The organism is Enterobacter sp. WCHEn045836 (genome assembly GCF_003965585.1).
Taxonomy (GTDB): Bacteria; Pseudomonadota; Gammaproteobacteria; order Enterobacterales; family Enterobacteriaceae; genus Enterobacter; species Enterobacter dissolvens.
This window is the reverse complement of record NZ_RXPT01000011.1, coordinates 35,874-53,629: the sequence shown is the minus strand read 5'-3', so window position 1 is coordinate 53,629 and position 17,756 is coordinate 35,874. Positions and strand designations below refer to the sequence as shown.

The 17,756-nt window shown below is 57.4% G+C and carries 20 protein-coding genes; 12 read left to right on the top strand and 8 right to left on the bottom strand.

The genetic code is table 11. The annotated features are described in order from the left end of the window. The first annotated feature begins 5 nt into the window (after window positions 1-5). From EKN38_RS15735 to zinT, 8 genes are all read left to right on the top strand, one after another. A complete protein-coding gene (locus EKN38_RS15735) occupies window positions 6-419 on the top strand; it encodes a rhodanese-like domain-containing protein (protein ID WP_013096638.1) in 414 nt (137 codons plus the stop codon). Between the two features lie 157 nt (window positions 420-576). After that, the gene (locus tag EKN38_RS15730; protein ID WP_014831893.1) at window positions 577-1,680 is read left to right on the top strand and encodes a cobalamin-independent methionine synthase II family protein; all 1,104 of its coding nucleotides are present in this window, start codon (window positions 577-579) and stop codon (window positions 1,678-1,680) included. 200 nt (window positions 1,681-1,880) lie between these two features. Next, a complete protein-coding gene (urtA, locus tag EKN38_RS15725; RefSeq protein ID WP_013096636.1) occupies window positions 1,881-3,152 on the top strand; it encodes an urea ABC transporter substrate-binding protein in 1,272 nt (423 codons plus the stop codon). Between the two features lie 24 nt (window positions 3,153-3,176). After that, complete coding sequence (gene urtB / locus EKN38_RS15720; RefSeq protein WP_014831894.1) at window positions 3,177-4,751, top strand: urea ABC transporter permease subunit UrtB; 1,575 nt, start codon at window positions 3,177-3,179, stop codon at window positions 4,749-4,751. Then, window positions 4,751-5,824, top strand: coding sequence for an urea ABC transporter permease subunit UrtC (gene urtC, locus EKN38_RS15715; RefSeq protein WP_014831895.1), 1,074 nt, complete (start codon window positions 4,751-4,753; stop codon window positions 5,822-5,824). The genes urtB and urtC overlap by 1 nt, the downstream gene beginning before the upstream one ends. Beyond that, the gene (urtD, locus tag EKN38_RS15710) at window positions 5,824-6,621 is read left to right on the top strand and encodes an urea ABC transporter ATP-binding protein UrtD (protein WP_014831896.1); all 798 of its coding nucleotides are present in this window, start codon (window positions 5,824-5,826) and stop codon (window positions 6,619-6,621) included. Before urtC ends, urtD begins: the two co-directional genes overlap by 1 nt. A 9-nt stretch (window positions 6,622-6,630) precedes the next feature. After that, window positions 6,631-7,329 (top strand): urea ABC transporter ATP-binding subunit UrtE, encoded by a 699-nt coding sequence (gene urtE, locus EKN38_RS15705; RefSeq protein ID WP_014831897.1) that lies wholly within the window; start codon window positions 6,631-6,633, stop codon window positions 7,327-7,329. 53 nt (window positions 7,330-7,382) lie between these two features. After that, window positions 7,383-8,021 carry a metal-binding protein ZinT gene (zinT, locus tag EKN38_RS15700; protein ID WP_014831898.1) on the top strand — a complete coding sequence of 213 codons (639 nt, stop codon included), beginning with the start codon at window positions 7,383-7,385 and terminating at the stop codon, window positions 8,019-8,021. Window positions 8,022-8,067: 46 nt separating this feature from the next. On the opposite strand, the gene ydeE is transcribed toward zinT, so the two are convergent. After that, window positions 8,068-9,285 (bottom strand): efflux MFS transporter YdeE, encoded by a 1,218-nt coding sequence (gene ydeE, locus EKN38_RS15695; RefSeq protein WP_014831899.1) that lies wholly within the window; start codon window positions 9,283-9,285, stop codon window positions 8,068-8,070. A gap of 194 nt (window positions 9,286-9,479) precedes the next feature. On the opposite strand from ydeE, the gene eamA reads away from it, so the two are divergent. Beyond that, the gene (gene eamA, locus EKN38_RS15690; protein WP_014831900.1) at window positions 9,480-10,379 is read left to right on the top strand and encodes an O-acetylserine/cysteine exporter; all 900 of its coding nucleotides are present in this window, start codon (window positions 9,480-9,482) and stop codon (window positions 10,377-10,379) included. 38 nt (window positions 10,380-10,417) lie between these two features. Here the strand turns inward: eamA and marB are convergent, their stop codons facing one another. Genes marB through marR form a run of 3 tightly spaced genes read right to left on the bottom strand, consistent with a single transcriptional unit; the run spans window position 10,418 to window position 11,504 of the window. After that, window positions 10,418-10,636, bottom strand: coding sequence for a multiple antibiotic resistance protein MarB (gene marB, locus EKN38_RS15685; RefSeq protein ID WP_014831901.1), 219 nt, complete (start codon window positions 10,634-10,636; stop codon window positions 10,418-10,420). 32 nt (window positions 10,637-10,668) lie between these two features. Beyond that, complete coding sequence (gene marA, locus EKN38_RS15680) at window positions 10,669-11,049, bottom strand: MDR efflux pump AcrAB transcriptional activator MarA (protein WP_008502237.1); 381 nt, start codon at window positions 11,047-11,049, stop codon at window positions 10,669-10,671. A 20-nt stretch (window positions 11,050-11,069) separates the two neighbouring features. Beyond that, on the bottom strand, window positions 11,070-11,504 hold the full coding sequence (gene marR, locus EKN38_RS15675) for a multiple antibiotic resistance transcriptional regulator MarR (RefSeq protein ID WP_014831902.1): 435 nt from the start codon (window positions 11,502-11,504) through the stop codon (window positions 11,070-11,072). Between the two features lie 256 nt (window positions 11,505-11,760). Between marR and EKN38_RS15670 the strand changes: the two genes are divergently transcribed. Further along, the gene (locus EKN38_RS15670; RefSeq protein ID WP_014831903.1) at window positions 11,761-12,426 is read left to right on the top strand and encodes a MarC family NAAT transporter; all 666 of its coding nucleotides are present in this window, start codon (window positions 11,761-11,763) and stop codon (window positions 12,424-12,426) included. Between the two features lie 44 nt (window positions 12,427-12,470). Here EKN38_RS15670 and EKN38_RS15665 read toward each other — a convergent pair whose 3' ends face one another. After that, window positions 12,471-13,667: a sugar transporter gene (locus EKN38_RS15665; RefSeq protein ID WP_014831904.1), complete on the bottom strand. Its 1,197-nt coding sequence runs from the start codon at window positions 13,665-13,667 to the stop codon at window positions 12,471-12,473. Between the two features lie 175 nt (window positions 13,668-13,842). Between EKN38_RS15665 and EKN38_RS15660 the strand changes: the two genes are divergently transcribed. Together EKN38_RS15660 and EKN38_RS15655 are read left to right on the top strand one after the other, a co-directional pair. Then, window positions 13,843-14,631, top strand: coding sequence for a PhzF family phenazine biosynthesis protein (locus EKN38_RS15660; RefSeq protein ID WP_047361935.1), 789 nt, complete (start codon window positions 13,843-13,845; stop codon window positions 14,629-14,631). Between the two features lie 27 nt (window positions 14,632-14,658). Continuing rightward, on the top strand, window positions 14,659-15,450 hold the full coding sequence (locus EKN38_RS15655; protein WP_014831906.1) for a PhzF family phenazine biosynthesis protein: 792 nt from the start codon (window positions 14,659-14,661) through the stop codon (window positions 15,448-15,450). Here EKN38_RS15655 and EKN38_RS15650 read toward each other — a convergent pair. From EKN38_RS15650 to EKN38_RS15640, 3 genes are read right to left on the bottom strand one after another with little or no spacing between them, the layout of a single operon-like run. Beyond that, window positions 15,447-16,124 carry an SDR family NAD(P)-dependent oxidoreductase gene (locus EKN38_RS15650; protein ID WP_014831907.1) on the bottom strand — a complete coding sequence of 226 codons (678 nt, stop codon included), beginning with the start codon at window positions 16,122-16,124 and terminating at the stop codon, window positions 15,447-15,449. The two genes, EKN38_RS15655 and EKN38_RS15650, sit on opposite strands and share 4 nt — an antisense overlap. A 1-nt stretch (window position 16,125) precedes the next feature. After that, window positions 16,126-16,596 carry a YhcH/YjgK/YiaL family protein gene (locus EKN38_RS15645; RefSeq protein ID WP_014831908.1) on the bottom strand — a complete coding sequence of 157 codons (471 nt, stop codon included), beginning with the start codon at window positions 16,594-16,596 and terminating at the stop codon, window positions 16,126-16,128. Then, complete coding sequence (locus EKN38_RS15640) at window positions 16,593-17,756, bottom strand: sialidase family protein (protein ID WP_014831909.1); 1,164 nt, start codon at window positions 17,754-17,756, stop codon at window positions 16,593-16,595. Before EKN38_RS15640 ends, EKN38_RS15645 begins: the two co-directional genes overlap by 4 nt.

The following is a 17,756-nucleotide window of genomic DNA, read 5'->3' as shown; positions in this document are numbered from 1 at the left end:
GGATCATGAGTTATGTTACTGAATTTCCGGCTGCCGAGCCGCAGGAAGCCGTTACCCATTTTCTGCGTCGCCTGAGCGTCGAAACGGACTGTGCCGATGTGCACCATGCGCTGACGAATAACGAGCAGGACTTTGTGTTGCTGCATGTTGTCGGGAAACCTGAGCAGTTTGCCCGTCGTCATGTGCCCGGCGCGATACATATGCCCTGGAGCCAGATCACCGAGGCGCGCATGGCGCAGTGGCCGGCCGATACGCTGTTCGTGGTGTACTGCGCCGGGCCGCACTGTAACGGCGCGGACAGAGCCGCGCTGAAGCTGGCGCGTCTCGGACTGCCGGTGAAAATCATGATTGGCGGCATCACCGGCTGGGAGGACGAACAGTACGCGTTTGCCAGTAGCGAAACCGCTGCCGCGCTGTGAACATGAATAATTTTCAACTGTCGTGAAATTTTCTCGTTTGCCGGGATACAGCAGGTATGTCATCTTTTTTTGGACATTTAGACATCCAGAAGTCTAAATATTCAAGAGATGAATTATCACTGCTGGCAATTATCGCCGGCAGACAGAGGAGATTTCCATGCAGCGACAGCACGCCCCATACCGCGCCGATGTAGTCGGCAGTTTTTTACGCCCGGATGCCATCAAACAGGCGCGCCAGCAGTTTGCCCGCGGTGAGATTGATGCCGGGCAGCTTCGCGCGGTGGAAGATGACGCGATCCGCCAGGTGGTCGAACAGCAGTGCGCCTGCGGCCTGCACGTGGTCACCGACGGTGAGTTCCGTCGCGCCTGGTGGCACTTCGATTTCTTTGATGGTCTGCAGGGGGTTGAGCGTTACGATTCACAGCAGGGCATTCAGTTCAACGGCGTGCAGACCAAAGCGCACGGCGTGCGCGTCACTGGCAAGCTGGGCTTTGGCGATCATCCGATGCTGGAAGACTTCCGCTACCTGAAAAGCATCAGCGGCAACGCGCAGCCGAAAATGACCATTCCCAGCCCGAGCGTGCTGCACTTCCGTGGTGGTCGCAAAGACATTGATGCCACGGTGTATCCGGATCTGAAAGACTATTTTGACGATCTGGCTACCACCTGGCGCGATGCCATCCGGGCATTTTACGACGCGGGCTGCCGCTATCTGCAGCTGGATGATACCGTCTGGGCCTACCTCTGTTCGGATGACCAGCGTCGTCAGATCCGCGAGCGCGGGGAAGATGCCGATGAGCTGGCGCGTACCTATGCCCGCGTGCTGAACAAAGCGCTGGAAGGTAAACCAGACGATCTGACCATCGGTCTGCATGTCTGTCGCGGTAACTTCCGTTCAACCTGGATTTCCGAAGGCGGCTATGAGCCGGTGGCCCAGGTGCTGTTCGGCACGGTGAACGTCGATGCCTTCTTCCTGGAGTATGACAACGACCGTAGCGGTGATTTCGCGCCGCTGCGCTTTGTCCGCCCGGGTAAGCAGCAGGTGGTGCTTGGCCTGATCACCACCAAAAATGGCGAGCTGGAAAACCCTGAAGGGGTGAAGACACGCCTGGAGGAGGCGGCCAGATACGTGGCGAAAGAGCAGATCTGCCTCAGCCCGCAGTGCGGCTTTGCCTCCACTGAAGAGGGCAACACCCTGAGTGAAGCCCAGCAGTGGGACAAAGTGCGTCTGGTCACGCAGATCGCCAGCGAAGTCTGGTAATCCCGCCGTTACAGCGCTGCATTATAAAAGTGCAGCGCTGTACCATTCTGAGTCGTTCTCTTTACATCCCGCGTTACACATCCTGCAATAGCACGTTATTCATCCTGGCATCCTTTTTGCTCCTGCTTCGCTGAGACATTTTTCCGCGTCCATGCCGTAACGGACGTCTTCGCACAGCGTTCTTTTTCAGGAGTGAAAATATGCACCGTCGTACATTATTAAAAGCCTTCGCGTTGTCTGCGTCAGTCGTTGCTATGGGGATGAGTTTTGGCGCACAGGCGGCCGATACCATCAAAGTGGGGATTATGCATTCGCTCTCCGGCACGATGGCGATCTCAGAAACGCCGCTGAAAGATGTCGCCCTGATGACGATTGACGAGATCAACGCCAAAGGCGGGGTGCTGGGTAAAAAACTGGAGCCGGTGGTGGTTGACCCGGCTTCTAACTGGCCGCTGTTTGCCGAAAAAGCCCGCCAGCTGCTGAGCCAGGATAAAGTGGCCGTGGTGTTTGGCTGCTGGACCTCGGTGTCACGTAAATCCGTACTGCCGGTGTTTGAGGAGCTGAACGGGCTGCTGTTCTATCCGGTGCAATACGAGGGCGAAGAGATGTCGCCGAACGTCTTCTATACCGGTGCGGCGCCAAACCAGCAGGCTATTCCGGCGGTGGAGTACCTGATGAGCGAAGACGGCGGTAGCGCCAAACGCTTCTTCCTGTTGGGCACGGATTACGTCTACCCGCGTACCACCAACAAGATCCTGCGCGCCTTCCTGCACTCCAAAGGCGTGGAAGACAAAGATATCGAAGAGGTCTACACCCCATTCGGGCATAGCGATTACCAGACCATTGTCGCCAACATCAAGAAATTCTCCGCCGGGGGTAAAACCGCGGTGGTCTCCACCATCAACGGCGATTCTAACGTCCCGTTCTATAAAGAGCTGGCTAATCAGGGGCTGAAAGCAACCGATGTTCCGGTGGTGGCGTTCTCCGTTGGCGAAGAGGAGCTGCGCGGGATTGACACCAAACCGCTGGTTGGCAACCTGGCCGCATGGAACTACTTCGAGTCCGTCGATAACCCGACCAACCAGGCCTTCGTGGCGGATTATAAAGCCTATGCCAAAGCCCATAAGCTGCCGAACGCCGATACCGTGGTCACCAACGACCCGATGGAAGCCACCTATGTCGGGATCCATATGTGGGCGCAGGCGGTAGAGAAAGCAGGCACCACCGACGTGGATAAAGTGCGCGCGGCCATGGCCGGACAGTCCTTTAAAGCGCCATCCGGCTTTACGCTCACCATGGATGCCACCAACCATCACCTGCATAAGCCGGTCATGATCGGTGAAATCGAAGGTAACGGTCAGTTCAATGTGGTCTGGCAGACGGAAGAGCCGGTACGCGCTCAGCCGTGGAGCCCGTTCATCGCCGGGAACGATAAAAAGCCCGACCAGCCGATGAAGACCGCCAGCAACTAAGCCATTACCGCAGGGAGAAAAGTCATGAACGCCATGCGCATGATGATCGCTATTGTATGGCTTACCGGACTGCTGCCAGGGATGGCGCAGGCATCGGATGCCGATCAATTTGTTGCCGCCAGCCGCAGCCAGCAGGCGGAGATGCTGACCCGCTGGGCCATCGCGCCGGATGCCGCAAGGCTGCCATTACTGCAGGCGCTGCAAAACGAAAATCTGTTTGCCGACAGCCAGAAACATGCCTTTGCGCGACGCAATGGCGAGATGGTGGCGCTGGGAGATTCCCCTGCCGCAGAAGGGCAAACCAAAGCCGTACGCCTGACCAACCGTCTGCGGGTGCTGGCCGCCACGGCCAACGCTACGCATCAACTTATCAGTGACAACGTCACGCAGCGGCGGGCCGCCGCGCGCCAGTTACAGCGGGATGCGCAGCCGGAAATGATCGGCCTCCTGCAAACGCGGGTAAACAGTGAAACGGACGATGTGGCACGCCAGTCGCTGCTGCTGGCGCTGGCTAATCTCCAGCTCGCCAGCCCGCAGGCTGATGTGCGTCTTCAGGCTATTGAACGACTCGGGCAGTCTGACGACCCGGACGTGCCATCCCGACTCATGCCGTATACCCAGACGCAAACCGAACCGGATGCCCGCGTGCGAGCCGCTGCCGGGGAGAGCCTGAGTCAGATCCAGCACCGACTGATGTGGGGCGATCTGCTTGGGCAGGCGTTTATGGGGCTGTCGCTGGGCTCGGTCCTGCTGCTGGCGGCGCTGGGGCTGGCGATCACCTATGGGCTGCTGGGGGTCATCAACATGGCGCACGGCGAGATGCTGATGCTGGGGGCGTACGCCACGTGGATGGTTCAGCAGGCGATGGCCGGATTGACGCCTCAGTGGCTGGCGTTGTATCCGGTTGTCGCGCTGCCCATCGCCTTCTGCCTGACCGCCGGCATCGGGATGATTCTGGAACGCACCGTGATCCGCCATCTCTACGGTCGTCCGCTGGAGACATTACTCGCCACCTGGGGTATCAGCCTGATGCTGATCCAGCTGGTACGCATGACGTTTGGCGCACAAAACCTGGAGGTGGCAAACCCGGCCTGGCTGTCCGGCGGGGTGCAGGTATTTGCCAACCTGACGCTGCCGTGGAACCGCATTGTGGTACTGGGCTTTGTGCTGCTGGTGCTGTTCTTTACCTGGCTGGTCCTGAATAAAACCCGTCTGGGCCTGAACGTGCGTGCGGTAACGCAAAACCGCAGCATGGCGGCCTGTTGTGGGGTGCCGACCGGGCGCGTCGATATGCTGGCGTTTGGTCTGGGCTCCGGCATTGCCGGTTTAGGCGGCGTGGCGCTCTCCCAGCTGGGCAACGTCGGGCCGGAACTGGGCCAGGGTTACATTATCGACTCTTTCCTGGTGGTGGTGCTCGGCGGCGTCGGACAGCTGGCGGGGAGCGTGGCGGCGGCCTTTGGCCTTGGGATCTTCAACAAAATTCTTGAACCGCAGATGGGGGCCGTGCTGGGCAAAATCGTCATTCTGGTGGCCATCATTCTGTTTATCCAGAAACGTCCGCAGGGATTGTTTGCGCTGAAAGGGAGGGTCACTGACTGATGAGCCAGCCACTTACCTTAAAACTGGCGCGAAAAGCGCCACGCACCACGCAGATTGCAGGCAGCCTGCTGGTGGCGTGTCTGCTGGTATTGCCGTTCTTTGCGATGTTGCCCGCTACCCATCCGCTGGCGCTGTCGACCTGGATGCTGACGCTGATCGGCAAAATCCTGTGCTACGCCATCGTTGCGGTGGCGCTCGATCTGGTATGGGGATACGCCGGCATGCTCTCGCTGGGCCACGGGATCTTCTTCGCGCTGGGCGGATATGCGATGGGCATGTACCTGATGCGCCAGGCCGCGGGTGATGGCCTGCCCGCGTTTATGTCGTTTCTCTCCTGGAGCGAACTGCCGTGGTTCTGGTGGGGGACGCAGCACTTTGCCTGGGCGCTGGTACTGATTGTGATGGTGCCGGGACTGCTGGCACTGGTGTTTGGCTGGTTTGCCTTTCGCTCCAAAATCAAAGGGGTCTATTTTTCGATCATGACGCAGGCCCTGACCTACGCGGGGATGTTGCTGTTCTTTCGCAACGAAACCGGGTTTGGCGGCAATAACGGCTTTACCGGTTTCACCACGCTGCTGGGCTTTTCCGTCACCGCAACCACAACCCGTATCGCGCTGTTTCTGGCGACCGTGATGCTGCTGCTCCTGACGCTCGGTACCGGTTTTGCCCTCGCCAGGAGTAAGTTTGGCCGCATTCTGACCGCCGTACGCGATGCTGAAAACCGCCTGACGTTTTGTGGCTACGATCCGAAGGGGTTTAAGCTGCTGGTGTGGACGCTTTCCGCCGTGCTGTGTGGTCTGGCGGGGGCGCTCTATGTCCCGCAGGTCGGGATTATTAACCCGGGTGAAATGTCGCCGACCAACTCCATTGAAGCCGCTATCTGGGTGGCGCTGGGCGGCCGTGGCACGCTGGTTGGCCCGGTGATTGGCGCGGCGCTGGTGAACGGCGCGAAGAGTTTCTTCACCGTCGCGATGCCGGAGTACTGGCAGCTGTTTCTCGGGCTGATTTTTATCGCGGTTACGCTGTTTTTACCGCGCGGCGTCTACGGCCTGTTTCGTAAAGGAGAGAAATAATGCAGCCAGCCGAAGGATTATTTACTCGCCAGCTGCCCGGAGATCGCTATCGCGAGCAGACGGACCCGGTGCTGCAGCTGGATAAGATCAACGTGAACTTCGATGGATTTCAGGCGCTGACTGATCTCACGCTGAACATTGGCGTGGGGGAGTTGCGCTGCGTGATTGGCCCAAACGGCGCCGGGAAAACCACCCTGATGGACGTGATCACCGGCAAAACGCGGCCAAAAAGCGGTAAAGCCGTGTATGACCAGTCCGTAGACCTGACCCTGCTTGAACCGGCCGCCATTGCCCGCCAGGGGATCGGGCGCAAGTTTCAGAAGCCGACGGTCTTTGAAGCGCTGACGGTATGGGAAAACCTTGAGATCGCCATGAAAACCGACAAGTCCGTCTGGGCAAGCCTGCGGGCCAAACTCAACGGCGAACAGCGCGATCGTATTGATGAGATGCTGGTCCTGCTGCGGCTGGCCAGTGAACGCGACCGCCGCGCCGGGCTTCTGTCGCACGGGCAAAAACAGTTCCTGGAGATCGGTATGCTGCTGGTCCAGGATCCGCATCTGCTGTTGCTGGATGAACCCGCCGCCGGGATGACGGACGCGGAGACCGAGTATACCGCCGAGCTTTTCCGGACCCTGGCAGGCAAGCACTCGTTGATGGTGGTTGAGCATGACATGGGGTTTGTTGAAACCATTGCCGATCGCGTGACCGTACTGCATCAGGGACAGGTGCTGGCAGAAGGCTCGCTGCGCGAGGTACAGGCCAACGAGCAGGTGATTGAAGTGTATCTGGGACGCTAAGGAGCCTTGATGTTACAGGTTAACGAACTGAATCAATACTACGGTGGAAGCCATATTCTGCGCGGCGTGAGCTTTGAGGCCATCACCGGCGAAGTGACCTGCCTGCTGGGGCGCAACGGCGTGGGGAAAACCACGCTGCTGAAGTGTCTGATGGGGCTGATCCCGGCGAAAACGGGTGAGGTTATCTGGCAGGGGAAAAAGATCACCCACAGCAAGCCGCACCAGCGGGTACAGTCTGGGGTCGCGTATGTGCCGCAGGGACGTGAGATTTTCCCGCGCTTAACCGTGGAGGAGAATCTGCTCATGGGGCTGTCGCGCTTCTCAGCCCGCGATGCAAAACATGTCCCGGAGGAGATCTGGCAGCTTTTCCCGGTATTAAAAGAGATGAAGCACCGACGCGGAGGCGATCTCTCTGGCGGACAACAGCAGCAGCTGGCGATTGGACGCGCCCTGGCGAGCCGTCCGCAGCTGTTGATCCTCGATGAACCCACCGAAGGCATTCAGCCCTCGGTAATCAAAGAGATTGGCCACGTGATCCGCCAGCTTGCAGACCGGGGGGACATGGCGATCCTGCTTGTTGAGCAGTTTTATGACTTTGCGGCAGCGCTGGCAGACAGCTATCTGCTGATGTCTCGCGGCACTATTATCCAGCGAGGACGGGGAGAAAACATGGCGCAGGAGGGCGTTCGCGGACGGGTTGCGATCTGAAATGTTATAATATAACATCCTCATTCTTATAAAAACGGAGTGAGGATACTGTTGTGGCTGCACATATTGGAAAATTTGCGATGACTCTGGGGGCGCTGCTGGTCAGCGGCCAGCTGTTTGCCCACTCACACGGTCACCAGATGACCGAAGCGGAGCAAAAGGCGGCAAACGGCGTGTTTGCAGATAAAGACGTTAAGGACCGGAAACTGTCCGACTGGGATGGCACCTGGCAGTCCGTTTATCCCTTCCTGCTGGATGGCTCGCTGGACCCGGTCTTCAGAAAGAAGGCGCAGAAGGATAAAAAAACCTTCGACGAGATCAAAGCCTATTACCGCACGGGGTACGCCACCGACGTGGAGGCTATCGGCATCGAAAATAACGTCATGGAATTCCACAAAGGTAAAGAGGTCAGCCGCTGTCAGTATGATTACAGCGGCTACAAAATTCTGACCTACGCGTCAGGCAAAAAAGGCGTTCGCTATCTGTTTGAGTGTAAGGATGCGAGCAGCAAGGCGCCGAAGTTTGTTCAGTTCAGCGACCACACCATTGCGCCAAAAGCCTCTTCCCACTTCCACATCTTTATGGGCGATACCTCTCACGAGGCGCTGCTGAAAGAGATGGATAACTGGCCGACCTATTATCCAAACGAGATGTACAAAGAGCAGGTGGTGGAGGAGATGTTGCACCACTGATGCTTTATTGCAGGCGGGTGACGGCTACGCCATACCCGGCCTGCCATTAGGGTTTTGTCGGTCGGGTAAGCGCAGCGCCACCCGACACGATATCTTCATTTTTCACGCTCATGCCACGCAAAATCATCAACCATGCAACGACAATGGCGGCCATCATAATCACGAACAATGACCAGTGCGGCAGGTTGGTCAGGATAATGCCGGTGATCATCGGGTTAGCTGCCGCGCCGAGCCAGCCCAGCGCCTGGGCGGAGAAGTAGCTTGCTTTCATTCCCGGCGGGGCGATGTTGTCGATCAGCATGTATTCACCCGGCGCATAAATAATCTCACCCAGCGTAAAGATGGCGGCAGCGATGCCCCAGTAAATCAGGTTTTCCCCGGAGAGCATAAAGCCCCCCAGCCCCACGATAAAAAACAGCGTCGCGGCGGTCATCAGCGGGCGAATATTGCTGGCAGAGATCTTACGACCGAGTGCGTACTGCAGCGTCACCACCACGGCGGCGTTGACGGGCAGGACCACGGCGACCACCTTTTCGGCGAAATCACTGTCTGCATGCGCGGCCAGGACATACTGCGAAATGCAGCTCGCAAACGACCCGCCGACGTATGACGCGAGCAGGCCAGAGAGCGTATACCAGAATAACGCCCGATCTTTCAGCAATACCGACGGCTGCCACGTTGTCTTCTGCTCAGCGGTATCTAACGCAACGCTTTTTTGCACAAAGAAATGGATAAACCCCAGAGGCAGGGCGGCACAGAACGCGGCCAGCCAGAACGGCAGCTGCAGGCTGTACATCACCAGAAACGTGCCGAGAGGCGGCCCGACCGTCCAGCCGATATTCAGAAAGCTGTAGTTCAGCGAAAACACGCGGGCTTTTTCACTGGAGGTCAGCACGTCAGAGAACCAGGCTTTCAGCACCGTCGAAAACACGGAATAGGCGCAGTTGATCAGCGAAAAGAAGAGCACCACCAGCGTGACGTTATTGACCAGCGGTATCGCCACAAAACCGGCGATAAACGCCACGATGGCGATCAGCATGTAGCGCTTTTTATCAAACTTATCGGCCAGAATGCCAAATCCCAGACTGAATACCACGCCGATGGTTAACGCAATGGTCAGGGCATAACCAATATTCCCGACGCTCATGTTAAACACACGCGTGAGATAAATCGTCATGAACGGCAGCGTGGCCCCACGACCGATGGTTAACAACAATGACGATGCCAGCAGCGCTGCGGTTGAGCGCCTGAGAGATGGTTTCATATTCCTGCCCGACAAATGCTTATGCTTTTTTTAGTTGTGTCCTAAAAGGAGTATCACGACATAAGAGGCTTGTATAGCGGCTAATTTATCCGTAAGTGCTTCAGCTGCCTGCCAGAATTAATGATCTTCTCGTAACGCGCTTTTTTCTGTTACCTTCAAGTGTTAACAAATTATTAATAAATCAGGGGCAGGGTATGACGCGTAAAGACGGACTGCTGGCATTGCTGGTGGTCATCGTATGGGGACTCAATTTTGTGGTCATTAAAGTGGGATTGCATAACATGCCCCCACTGATGTTGGCAGGCTTGCGTTTTATGCTGGTGGCGTTCCCGGCACTGTTCTTTGTTGCCCGCCCGAAAATTCCGTTTACCTTGCTGCTGGGTTATGGCCTGACCATCAGCTTTGGCCAGTTTGCGTTTCTGTTCTGTGCCATCAAATTCGGGATGCCGGCCGGGCTGGCCTCGCTGGTACTGCAGGCGCAGGCGTTCTTTACCATCATTCTTGGCGCATTTGTCTTCGGCGAGCGTTTGCAGGGTAAACAGCTGGCGGGGATCACTTTAGCCGTGTTTGGCGTGCTGGTGCTGATTGAGGCCAGCCTGAACGGTCAGCATGTGGCGTTGCTGGGCTTTATGCTGACGCTGGCGGCGGGTCTGAGCTGGGCCTGCGGCAATATCTTCAACAAGCTGATTATGCAGCATGAGGCACGCCCGCAGGTGATGTCGCTGGTGGTCTGGAGCGCACTGATCCCGGTGGTGCCGTTTATGGTCGCGTCGCTGATTTTTGACGGCCACGCGGTGATGCTGAAGAGTCTGGTTGAAATCGACCTTACCACCATTCTGTCGCTGGTTTATCTGGCGTTTGTCGCCACCATTGTGGGCTACGGTATCTGGGGTTCACTGCTGGGGCGGTACGAAACCTGGCGCGTGGCGCCGTTATCGCTGCTGGTGCCGGTCGTCGGGCTGGCCAGCGCTGCAATCCTGCTGGATGAGAAGCTGAGTGCATTACAGCTGCTGGGGGCGGTGTTGATCATGGCCGGACTGTATATCAACGTGTTTGGCTTGCGCGTGCGTCGGGCGACGCGGGTGCGGGGATAGGGCAGAAAAAAGCCCCGCATCCGCGGGGCAAAAACGAATCAGAGGCCGTGCTGATTATAATAAGGCACGCCTAATTCGTCGGATTTGTCGCTACCAGTCCCCATGTGGTTGAAATCATAGGGAGACCGGTCATGTGCTGACGGCAAAATCATCGTATCATGATTATTTTGCTGCGTTGCACGGGGTGTTTGCTCCGCGAAGGTCTGGCTGGAAAACAGCACCAGCAAGGCGAGGGCGGCGGAGGCGGTAAGGTTCATGATTTCCTCGGTTACGTCTTTACAGGCGATGATTAACTACAATGTTTTAGCGGATACAGGTATCGGGATTCACCCGGCACGCTGGTGATTCGATACTTATGAGGCGGCACGTCGAAATAGTTCTTAAACGTACGCGTCAGGGTTTGTTGCGATTCAAATCCGTAACGCTCCGCCAGATAAAGGATCGGTTCATTGCTTTCTTTCAGTTTTTGGGCAATTTCCGTCAGCTTGCGGCTGCGAATATATTGACCTAATGAATGACCGGTCTCTTTTTTGAACATCCGTTGCAGGTGCCATTTGGAGTAACCTGAACGCTCTGACACTTTTTCAAGGGAGAGCGGCGATTCCAGGTTATCTTCGATCCAGTCCAAAATGCTATGAATGGTGATAGCGTCAGTATTGCGTCTGGACATCGTCATACCTCTTTTTCTGTTTACGGCAGTATTTTCTTAAGCAAAAGCTCAAGCGTTGCCACTTCATCTGCCGTTAAGTTTTTTGTTAGTTCCTGATGCAGTGTTTGTCCTACTAATTGATGACATTGCTCACACATATCCGCACCGTCGCTGGTGAGTGTCACCAGGACGCCGCGCTTGTCATTCGGGTTAGGGCTTCGTTCTATCCATCCTTTACAGACGAGACGATCCAGCATGCGGGTCAGCGCGCCCAGATCGACAGAGAGCACCTTTTTTAATTCAACCGGGGTGATGCACACCTGACAGCGAATGGAGCACAGCACTTTAAACTGTGTTGCGGTGATATCCAGCGGCGACAGATAGTCATTCAGCAGGCGGTCTTTTTTCTGGTTAACCAGATGAATAAGACGACCCAGTGGAACAACGTCGTTGAAGATATCACTGGTGCTTTTCACAATGGTTGCCCTGGCAAGTAGTTTAGTCACGGCAGATATTATTGCTCAGGCAAGTATAAGTCAACTGAATGGATCTGCGGATGCCACGAATTGCTAAAACGTTTCATGAACTTTTGTTGGGGTCTTTCAAATCATACAGATAACGCCGGGTTATCGTTCCCGGATGAAAATAATCGTTACGTTGAGTGCATGGCTCAACGTCACACTTTCACCCTATAATTGCGGTGGTAAATATGGATAAGGACAACGACACATTATGGTGGATTTGATTAAAGCAATTGGTCTTGGGCTGGTGGTGTTACTGCCGTTGGCTAACCCGTTAACGACGGTAGCGCTCTTTCTGGGGCTGGCAGGGAATATGAACAGCGCAGAGCGCAATCATCAGTCGATGATGGCCTCCGTGTATGTGTTCGCCATCATGATGGTTGCTTACTACGCCGGTCAGCTGGTGATGAATACCTTCGGGATCTCCATTCCTGGTCTGCGCATCGCCGGGGGGCTGATTGTGGCCTTTATCGGTTTCCGCATGCTGTTCCCGGCGCAAAAAGCGCATGAATCGCCTGAAGCGAAAAGCAAATCCGAAGAGCTGGAAAGCGAACCCAGCGCGAATATCGCCTTTGTGCCGTTAGCCATGCCGAGCACGGCGGGGCCAGGGACTATTGCGATGATCATCAGTTCCGCCTCGACGGTGCGTGATAGCGCTACGTTCCCGGACTGGGTACTGACCGTTGCACCCCCGCTTATTTTTGCCCTGATCGGCGTAATTGTCTGGGCCTCCTTGCGCAGCTCCGGGGCGATTATGCGCTGGGTAGGCAAGGGCGGTATCGAGGCGATTTCCCGGCTGATGGGGTTCTTGCTGGTGTGTATGGGCGTGCAGTTTATTATTAACGGCGTGCTGGAGATTATTAAGACCTATCATTGATGTGTTTGCCGGGTGGCGCTGCGCTTACCCGGCACAAACAGACATCACCCGTGGTGAGCCTGTTCCTCCAGCGCCACCGGCCATTTACGGAAGATCAACACCGACCAGATAAGCGCCACCACGGCCGGAATGGCCCCCAGATAGCCAATCGCCGACATGGAGACATGCAGGATCACCTGATTGCCCACCAGCGCACCCGCGCCAATCCCAAGATTAAAAATGCCCGAGAACAGCGACATCGCCACATCAGTGGCATCCGGCGCGAGGGCCAGCACCTTCACCTGCATCCCGAGACCAATAATCATGATCGCCACGCCCCAGAACAGGCTGAGGATCGCCAGCTGGCTTTCACTGCCCGCCGCGGGCATCAGCAGCAGCAGACACGCCAGCAGCAAACCGATGGCGCTGCTCACCAGTGTTGAAGCGTGTTTATTGCCGAGCTTACCAAACAGAATACTGCCGATAATGCCTGCCCCGCCAAGGAGCAGCAGCAGGAGGGTGGCAAAGTTGGCGCTGAAGCCGGCCACGACCTGAACGAACGGCTCAATGTAGCTGTAGGCCGTATAGTGGGCGGTGACCACGATGACGGTAAGCAGATAAATGCTCAGCAGTGCCGGACGACGCATCAACAGCGGCAGGCTTTTCAGCGAGCCGGAATGTTCGCTCGGCAGCTTCGGCAGCAGTTTCATCAGGCAAACCAGGGTAATCAGCGCCCCCATACCGATGGCGAAGAACGTGGTACGCCAGCCGAAGTATTGCCCCACGATGCGGCCAATCGGCAGGCCCAGCACCATCGCCAGGGCGGTCCCGGTGGCAATCAGGCTCAGCGCCTGAGCGCGTTTCCCCGCGGGCGCCAGCCGGATAGCCAGTGACGCGGTGATCGACCAGAAAACGGCGTGAGCAAAGGCAATTCCGACGCGGCTTAACACCAGCACCGTAAAATTCCACGCCAGGAACGACAGCACGTGGCTGGCGATAAACAACGCAAACAGCCCGATCAGCAGCTTACGGCGCTCCATCTGGCTGGTCAGCAGCATAAACGGCAGCGACATCAATGCCACCACCCAGGCGTAAATGGTCAACATAATGCCCACCTGCGCCGTTTCCATCTGGAAACTTTCTGCGATGTCAGACAACAGCCCGACCGGAACAAATTCTGTGGTGTTGAAAATAAACGCGGCGATAGCCAGCGTGACCACGCGTAGCCACGCAACCCTGCGGGAAACTGTGTTCGTTGTCATAGGGATGTCGGAGATTCGTTGCTAAAGAAGAGGAGACGATCTTAAAGCCTTGAATGGCGAAAACTCAACCATTATGTGATGCAGATCTCAATATTTACCTTATCAAAGCGGTAGCCGGGGGCGTGGTTTTCATTGAATATAAAGGAACACTCCAATAAAAACAGGCGGTAAGACAGTGCAGGAGATTGATTTTTATCTGGTCGATGCGTTCAGCAATGTGTCATTTGGCGGAAATCCGGCTGCCGTTTGCCCGCTGAAAGCGTGGCTGCCGGACGAAACGTTACTGAAAATGGCGCAACAGCATAATCAGTCGGAAACCGCATTTTTCGTCTGTACGAAAGGGGGCATTGAGCTACGCTGGTTTACCACGCTCACCGAAGTCAACCTGTGCGGTCACGCCACCCTTGCTGCGGCGCACGTCCTGTTCAGTGAGCTGGACTATCCAGACCCGCGTATCCATTTTGAAACGGCTTCCGGTCGCCTGACGGTGAGCCGGGAGGGGGACTGGCTGACGCTGGATTTCCCGGCATGCCCGACACAGGAAGAGACGCCCCCGCCGGAGATGCTGGCGGCGCTGGGGATAAGCCACTACATCGAAGCCCGAAAAGGGCGTGCCTGGGTGGTGGTGCTGGAGGATCGCCAGCAGGTTGAAGCGCTCACACCGACTATTTCGGCCATGACGCCAGGCGAACATAAAGTTGCCGTTACGGCGCGGGGCGACGGGGATTATGACTTCGTCAGCCGTTTCTTCTCACCCGGCGTTGCCGTCTGGGAAGATCCGGTGACCGGCTCTGCACACACGATGCTCATTCCCTACTGGAGTGAGACGTTGGGTAAAACCACGCTGTTTGCCCGTCAGGTGTCCGCGCGGGGTGGCGATGTGCGGTGCGAGCTGAAAGGTTCGCGCGTGCTGATGAGCGGGCAGGCGTCACTCTATTTGAAAGGCACAGTTTTTCTGCGCTAAATACCTATAACAACAGAGGAAAAGACAATGCAGGAAATTGATTTTTATCTGGTGGATGCCTTCAGCGACAGGGCGTTTGGCGGCAATGCCGCGGCGGTATGCCCGCTGGAAGAGTGGCTTTCGGATGAGACGCTGCTCAAAATGGCGCAGCAGCATAACCAGTCCGAAACAGCTTTCTTCGTGCGTACCGACACCGGCTTCGAGCTGCGCTGGTTCACTACGCTGCATGAAATTAATCTGTGCGGCCACGCCACGCTGGCAGCCTCCCACGTGATTTTCGAATACCTTGATTATCCGCATACCGAAATCACCTTCACCACGCGCTTCGTGGGTGAGCTGACGGTGAAACGCAGCGGCGACTGGCTGACGCTCAATTTCCCTGCGTGGTCGACCGAGATGGTTGACAATCCACCGCCAGGCCTGTTCAGCGCGCTGGGGATAGCCCAGGCTAAAGAGGTCCGCGTCGGACGGGATTACATGGTGGTGCTGGAGAGCCAGCAACAGGTGGAAGCCTTAACCCCGGATATTGCAGCGATGGCGCCGCTGGGGAAAATGGTCTGCGTGACGGCTCCGGGGGAGGAGTATGACTTCGTCAGCCGCTTCTTCTGCCCGGGCGAAGGGGTACCGGAAGATCCGGTCACCGGATCCACGCACAGCATGCTGATACCGTACTGGAGCGAGAAGCTGGGCAAAACGTCGATGAACGCCCGCCAGGTTTCGTACCGTGGCGGGGATCTGCGCTGCGAACTGAAGGGCGACCGTGTGCTGATTGGCGGCCAGGCGACGCTCTATCTGAAAGGGCGTATCTTCCTGCGCTAGCTGAGCGAGGCGCCGCCGCATATCACCATCTCCTGGCCCGTGATGGCGGCGGCTTCGTTGCTGAGCAAGAAATTGACCAGCCCCGCGACCTCTTCTGGCGTGATGAGACGGCCGATGGGCGGACTCGTGGGCGGTGAGCTTTCTCGCCCCGGTGCGCTAAGCATCGGCGTTTGGGTGGCGCCCGGCGCGACCACGTTCGCGGTGATCCCACGCGGGGCCAGTTCCGCCGCCCAGCTTCTGACCATCCCTGTCATCGCCGCCTTGGTGGCAACATACTGCGAACGGCCTGCCGCCCCGCGGGAGGTTCTGCTGCCAATCGCCACAAATCGTCCACCGGCGGCCATAGCGGGCGCGAAATGGTTAAACAGGGCTTCGCAGGCCTGAACGTGCAGTTGCCACAGTGACGCGCCAACCCTGCTGTCCAGTTGCCCTAGTGGGGCGGCGGCCATCATCCCGGCGGCGTGGATCACCGCCTGCGGTGTCGCGATAGCGTACAGGGCACTGTTCAGCGCCTCAGGGTCGGTGATATCCACGCGTAACCCCGTAAAGCCAGGGGTATCCGGCATCACGGCACGGCGGCTGAGTCCGGTGACCTGCCAGCCTTCCGCCAGTAAACGCTTAACGATGGCCTCACCAATTCCGGAGCTGGCTCCGGTCACGACGGCGTGACGCATGTCAGACCTCCAGCATTGAACGAGGAACTTTAAACACCGCTTTGCGCACGGTCATCGGTGCGCCGCTGGCGCACAGCGCCTGGTGTGGTTCTCCAGGATAAAAGACCGCAAAGTCACCCGCGCCAAGGCGGATCCCGACGCTGTGTGCCGGTGAGCGGGCAATGAACAGGTCCGCTTTACGCTCTTCGTCATTCGGCTTGCCGATAGGGCGCGCGCCGGCATAGATGAGTTCTTCTCCCGCCAGCACAACCTGAATATCCGCCCACTGGTGATGGTACTCCGTATGCCGCTCCGCGCGCGGTTGCGTCTGCGCCGGACCAATCTGGCAAAACCAGGGGGCATTGTCCGGCTGCCAGCGGCCGTCGTCGCGTTCGCTAAGCGCCTGCAGCGTGCAATCCGGGCGAGACAGCAGGGCATACAACACCGGCGGTAACCCTGCCAGCGGCAGGGCGTTGAGATGTCCGATAATCATGCTGACTCCTTGACCCACTCGGGCGTCACCCGTACGTATTTTATGGCCTGACGAAAGTAGGTGTAGGCGATATGCAGGCTGCCATCCGGGCTCTGTTTAATGCTCGGATAGGAAAACTCACGATTCAGTTTCTCCAGGGAGTTGTTAGTCATGCAGTAGCCGTCTCCCTCGTCCAGATGCCGTTGCCACGGCCAGCTTTTGCCTCCGTCCGGCGAAATGGCGACGGTCATCGGCGCACGCGGGGCACCCCAGAAGGCGGCCCGACCGTGGGTCACAACCGGCTCTTTACGGCCATCGCCATCGTCAATTTCGTCGTACAGCGAGGTGCGACGCTCCTGCGCCCCGGCGGCGCTCATGAAGTTAAACACCAGCGCCAGCTCGCCACTGGCAAGCGTTGTCACCTGGATAGAGGAGTTGTTGTTGGGTAATACCGTGGGCTCCGGCACGGACCAGCTTTCGCCGTTGTCCGTTGACTGGCTGTAATAAATGTTATCCGCCCAGCGGCTACGGAACAGGGCAACCAGGGTGCCATTGCACAGCGGGGTGATGTTCATATGGACGCAGCCCAGGCTGTCCGGTACCTCGACATCACGCCAGGTTTTGCCCCCGTCTTCGGAGATTTTCACCGCGCTGATATCATCGTTTCCGACCCATTTCTCACCCGGCCGGGTGCGGCAGTAAAACACCGGCAGCAGCCAGTTACCGTTCTCCAGCACGACAATCGGCTGACGAATAAAGGTGCCGGGTTTATCGAGCAGGGTCGCGATGTCCCCCCAGGTTTTACCCCGATCCCGGGACTGGCGATAGCGCACAATAGCGGTGTCCTGGTTGCCGGACATCTGCGCGGTCCACAGCAGCCACAGCACGTTATCTGGCGCCAGGAACAGAACCGGGTTCTGTTCGGAGCGCGTGGCATCGTCCGACAGTTTTTCTGCCTCACTCCACTGCTGGCTTCCCGGTGACAGGCGCGAACCCCAGACGGAGATATCCGCAATACCCTCCTGGGTACCGCCAAACCAGACGCACATCAGCGAACCATCCGGCAGCGGCAGCAGATTTGCCGCGTGGTTTTGTGGGCAGGCGGAAGGCAGCATCGCCGCCTCCACGCGAGTATCCTGTTGTGGGCGAATAATTCCGTCGCGGGTTACGGTTACAGACAT

What these genes read in the sequence shown, in the direction of transcription:
- urtE (WP_014831897.1), top strand. Translation starts at nt 6,631, where the DNA reads ATGTTACAGGTTAACGAACTGAATCAATACTACGGTGGAAGCCATATT.
- urtC (WP_014831895.1), top strand. Translation starts at nt 4,751, where the DNA reads ATGAGCCAGCCACTTACCTTAAAACTGGCGCGAAAAGCGCCACGCACC.
- EKN38_RS15665 (WP_014831904.1), bottom strand. Translation starts at nt 13,667, where the DNA reads ATGACAACGAACACAGTTTCCCGCAGGGTTGCGTGGCTACGCGTGGTC.
- marB (WP_014831901.1), bottom strand. Translation starts at nt 10,636, where the DNA reads ATGAACCTTACCGCCTCCGCCGCCCTCGCCTTGCTGGTGCTGTTTTCC.
- urtA (WP_013096636.1), top strand. Translation starts at nt 1,881, where the DNA reads ATGCACCGTCGTACATTATTAAAAGCCTTCGCGTTGTCTGCGTCAGTC.
- EKN38_RS15655 (WP_014831906.1), top strand. Translation starts at nt 14,659, where the DNA reads ATGCAGGAAATTGATTTTTATCTGGTGGATGCCTTCAGCGACAGGGCG.
- EKN38_RS15645 (WP_014831908.1), bottom strand. Translation starts at nt 16,596, where the DNA reads ATGATTATCGGACATCTCAACGCCCTGCCGCTGGCAGGGTTACCGCCG.
- EKN38_RS15640 (WP_014831909.1), bottom strand. Translation starts at nt 17,756, where the DNA reads ATGTCTGTAACCGTAACCCGCGACGGAATTATTCGCCCACAACAGGAT.
- eamA (WP_014831900.1), top strand. Translation starts at nt 9,480, where the DNA reads ATGACGCGTAAAGACGGACTGCTGGCATTGCTGGTGGTCATCGTATGG.
- urtD (WP_014831896.1), top strand. Translation starts at nt 5,824, where the DNA reads ATGCAGCCAGCCGAAGGATTATTTACTCGCCAGCTGCCCGGAGATCGC.
- EKN38_RS15735 (WP_013096638.1), top strand. Translation starts at nt 6, where the DNA reads ATGAGTTATGTTACTGAATTTCCGGCTGCCGAGCCGCAGGAAGCCGTT.
- EKN38_RS15670 (WP_014831903.1), top strand. Translation starts at nt 11,761, where the DNA reads ATGGTGGATTTGATTAAAGCAATTGGTCTTGGGCTGGTGGTGTTACTG.
- ydeE (WP_014831899.1), bottom strand. Translation starts at nt 9,285, where the DNA reads ATGAAACCATCTCTCAGGCGCTCAACCGCAGCGCTGCTGGCATCGTCA.
- marA (WP_008502237.1), bottom strand. Translation starts at nt 11,049, where the DNA reads ATGTCCAGACGCAATACTGACGCTATCACCATTCATAGCATTTTGGAC.
- EKN38_RS15730 (WP_014831893.1), top strand. Translation starts at nt 577, where the DNA reads ATGCAGCGACAGCACGCCCCATACCGCGCCGATGTAGTCGGCAGTTTT.
- EKN38_RS15650 (WP_014831907.1), bottom strand. Translation starts at nt 16,124, where the DNA reads ATGCGTCACGCCGTCGTGACCGGAGCCAGCTCCGGAATTGGTGAGGCC.
- urtB (WP_014831894.1), top strand. Translation starts at nt 3,177, where the DNA reads ATGAACGCCATGCGCATGATGATCGCTATTGTATGGCTTACCGGACTG.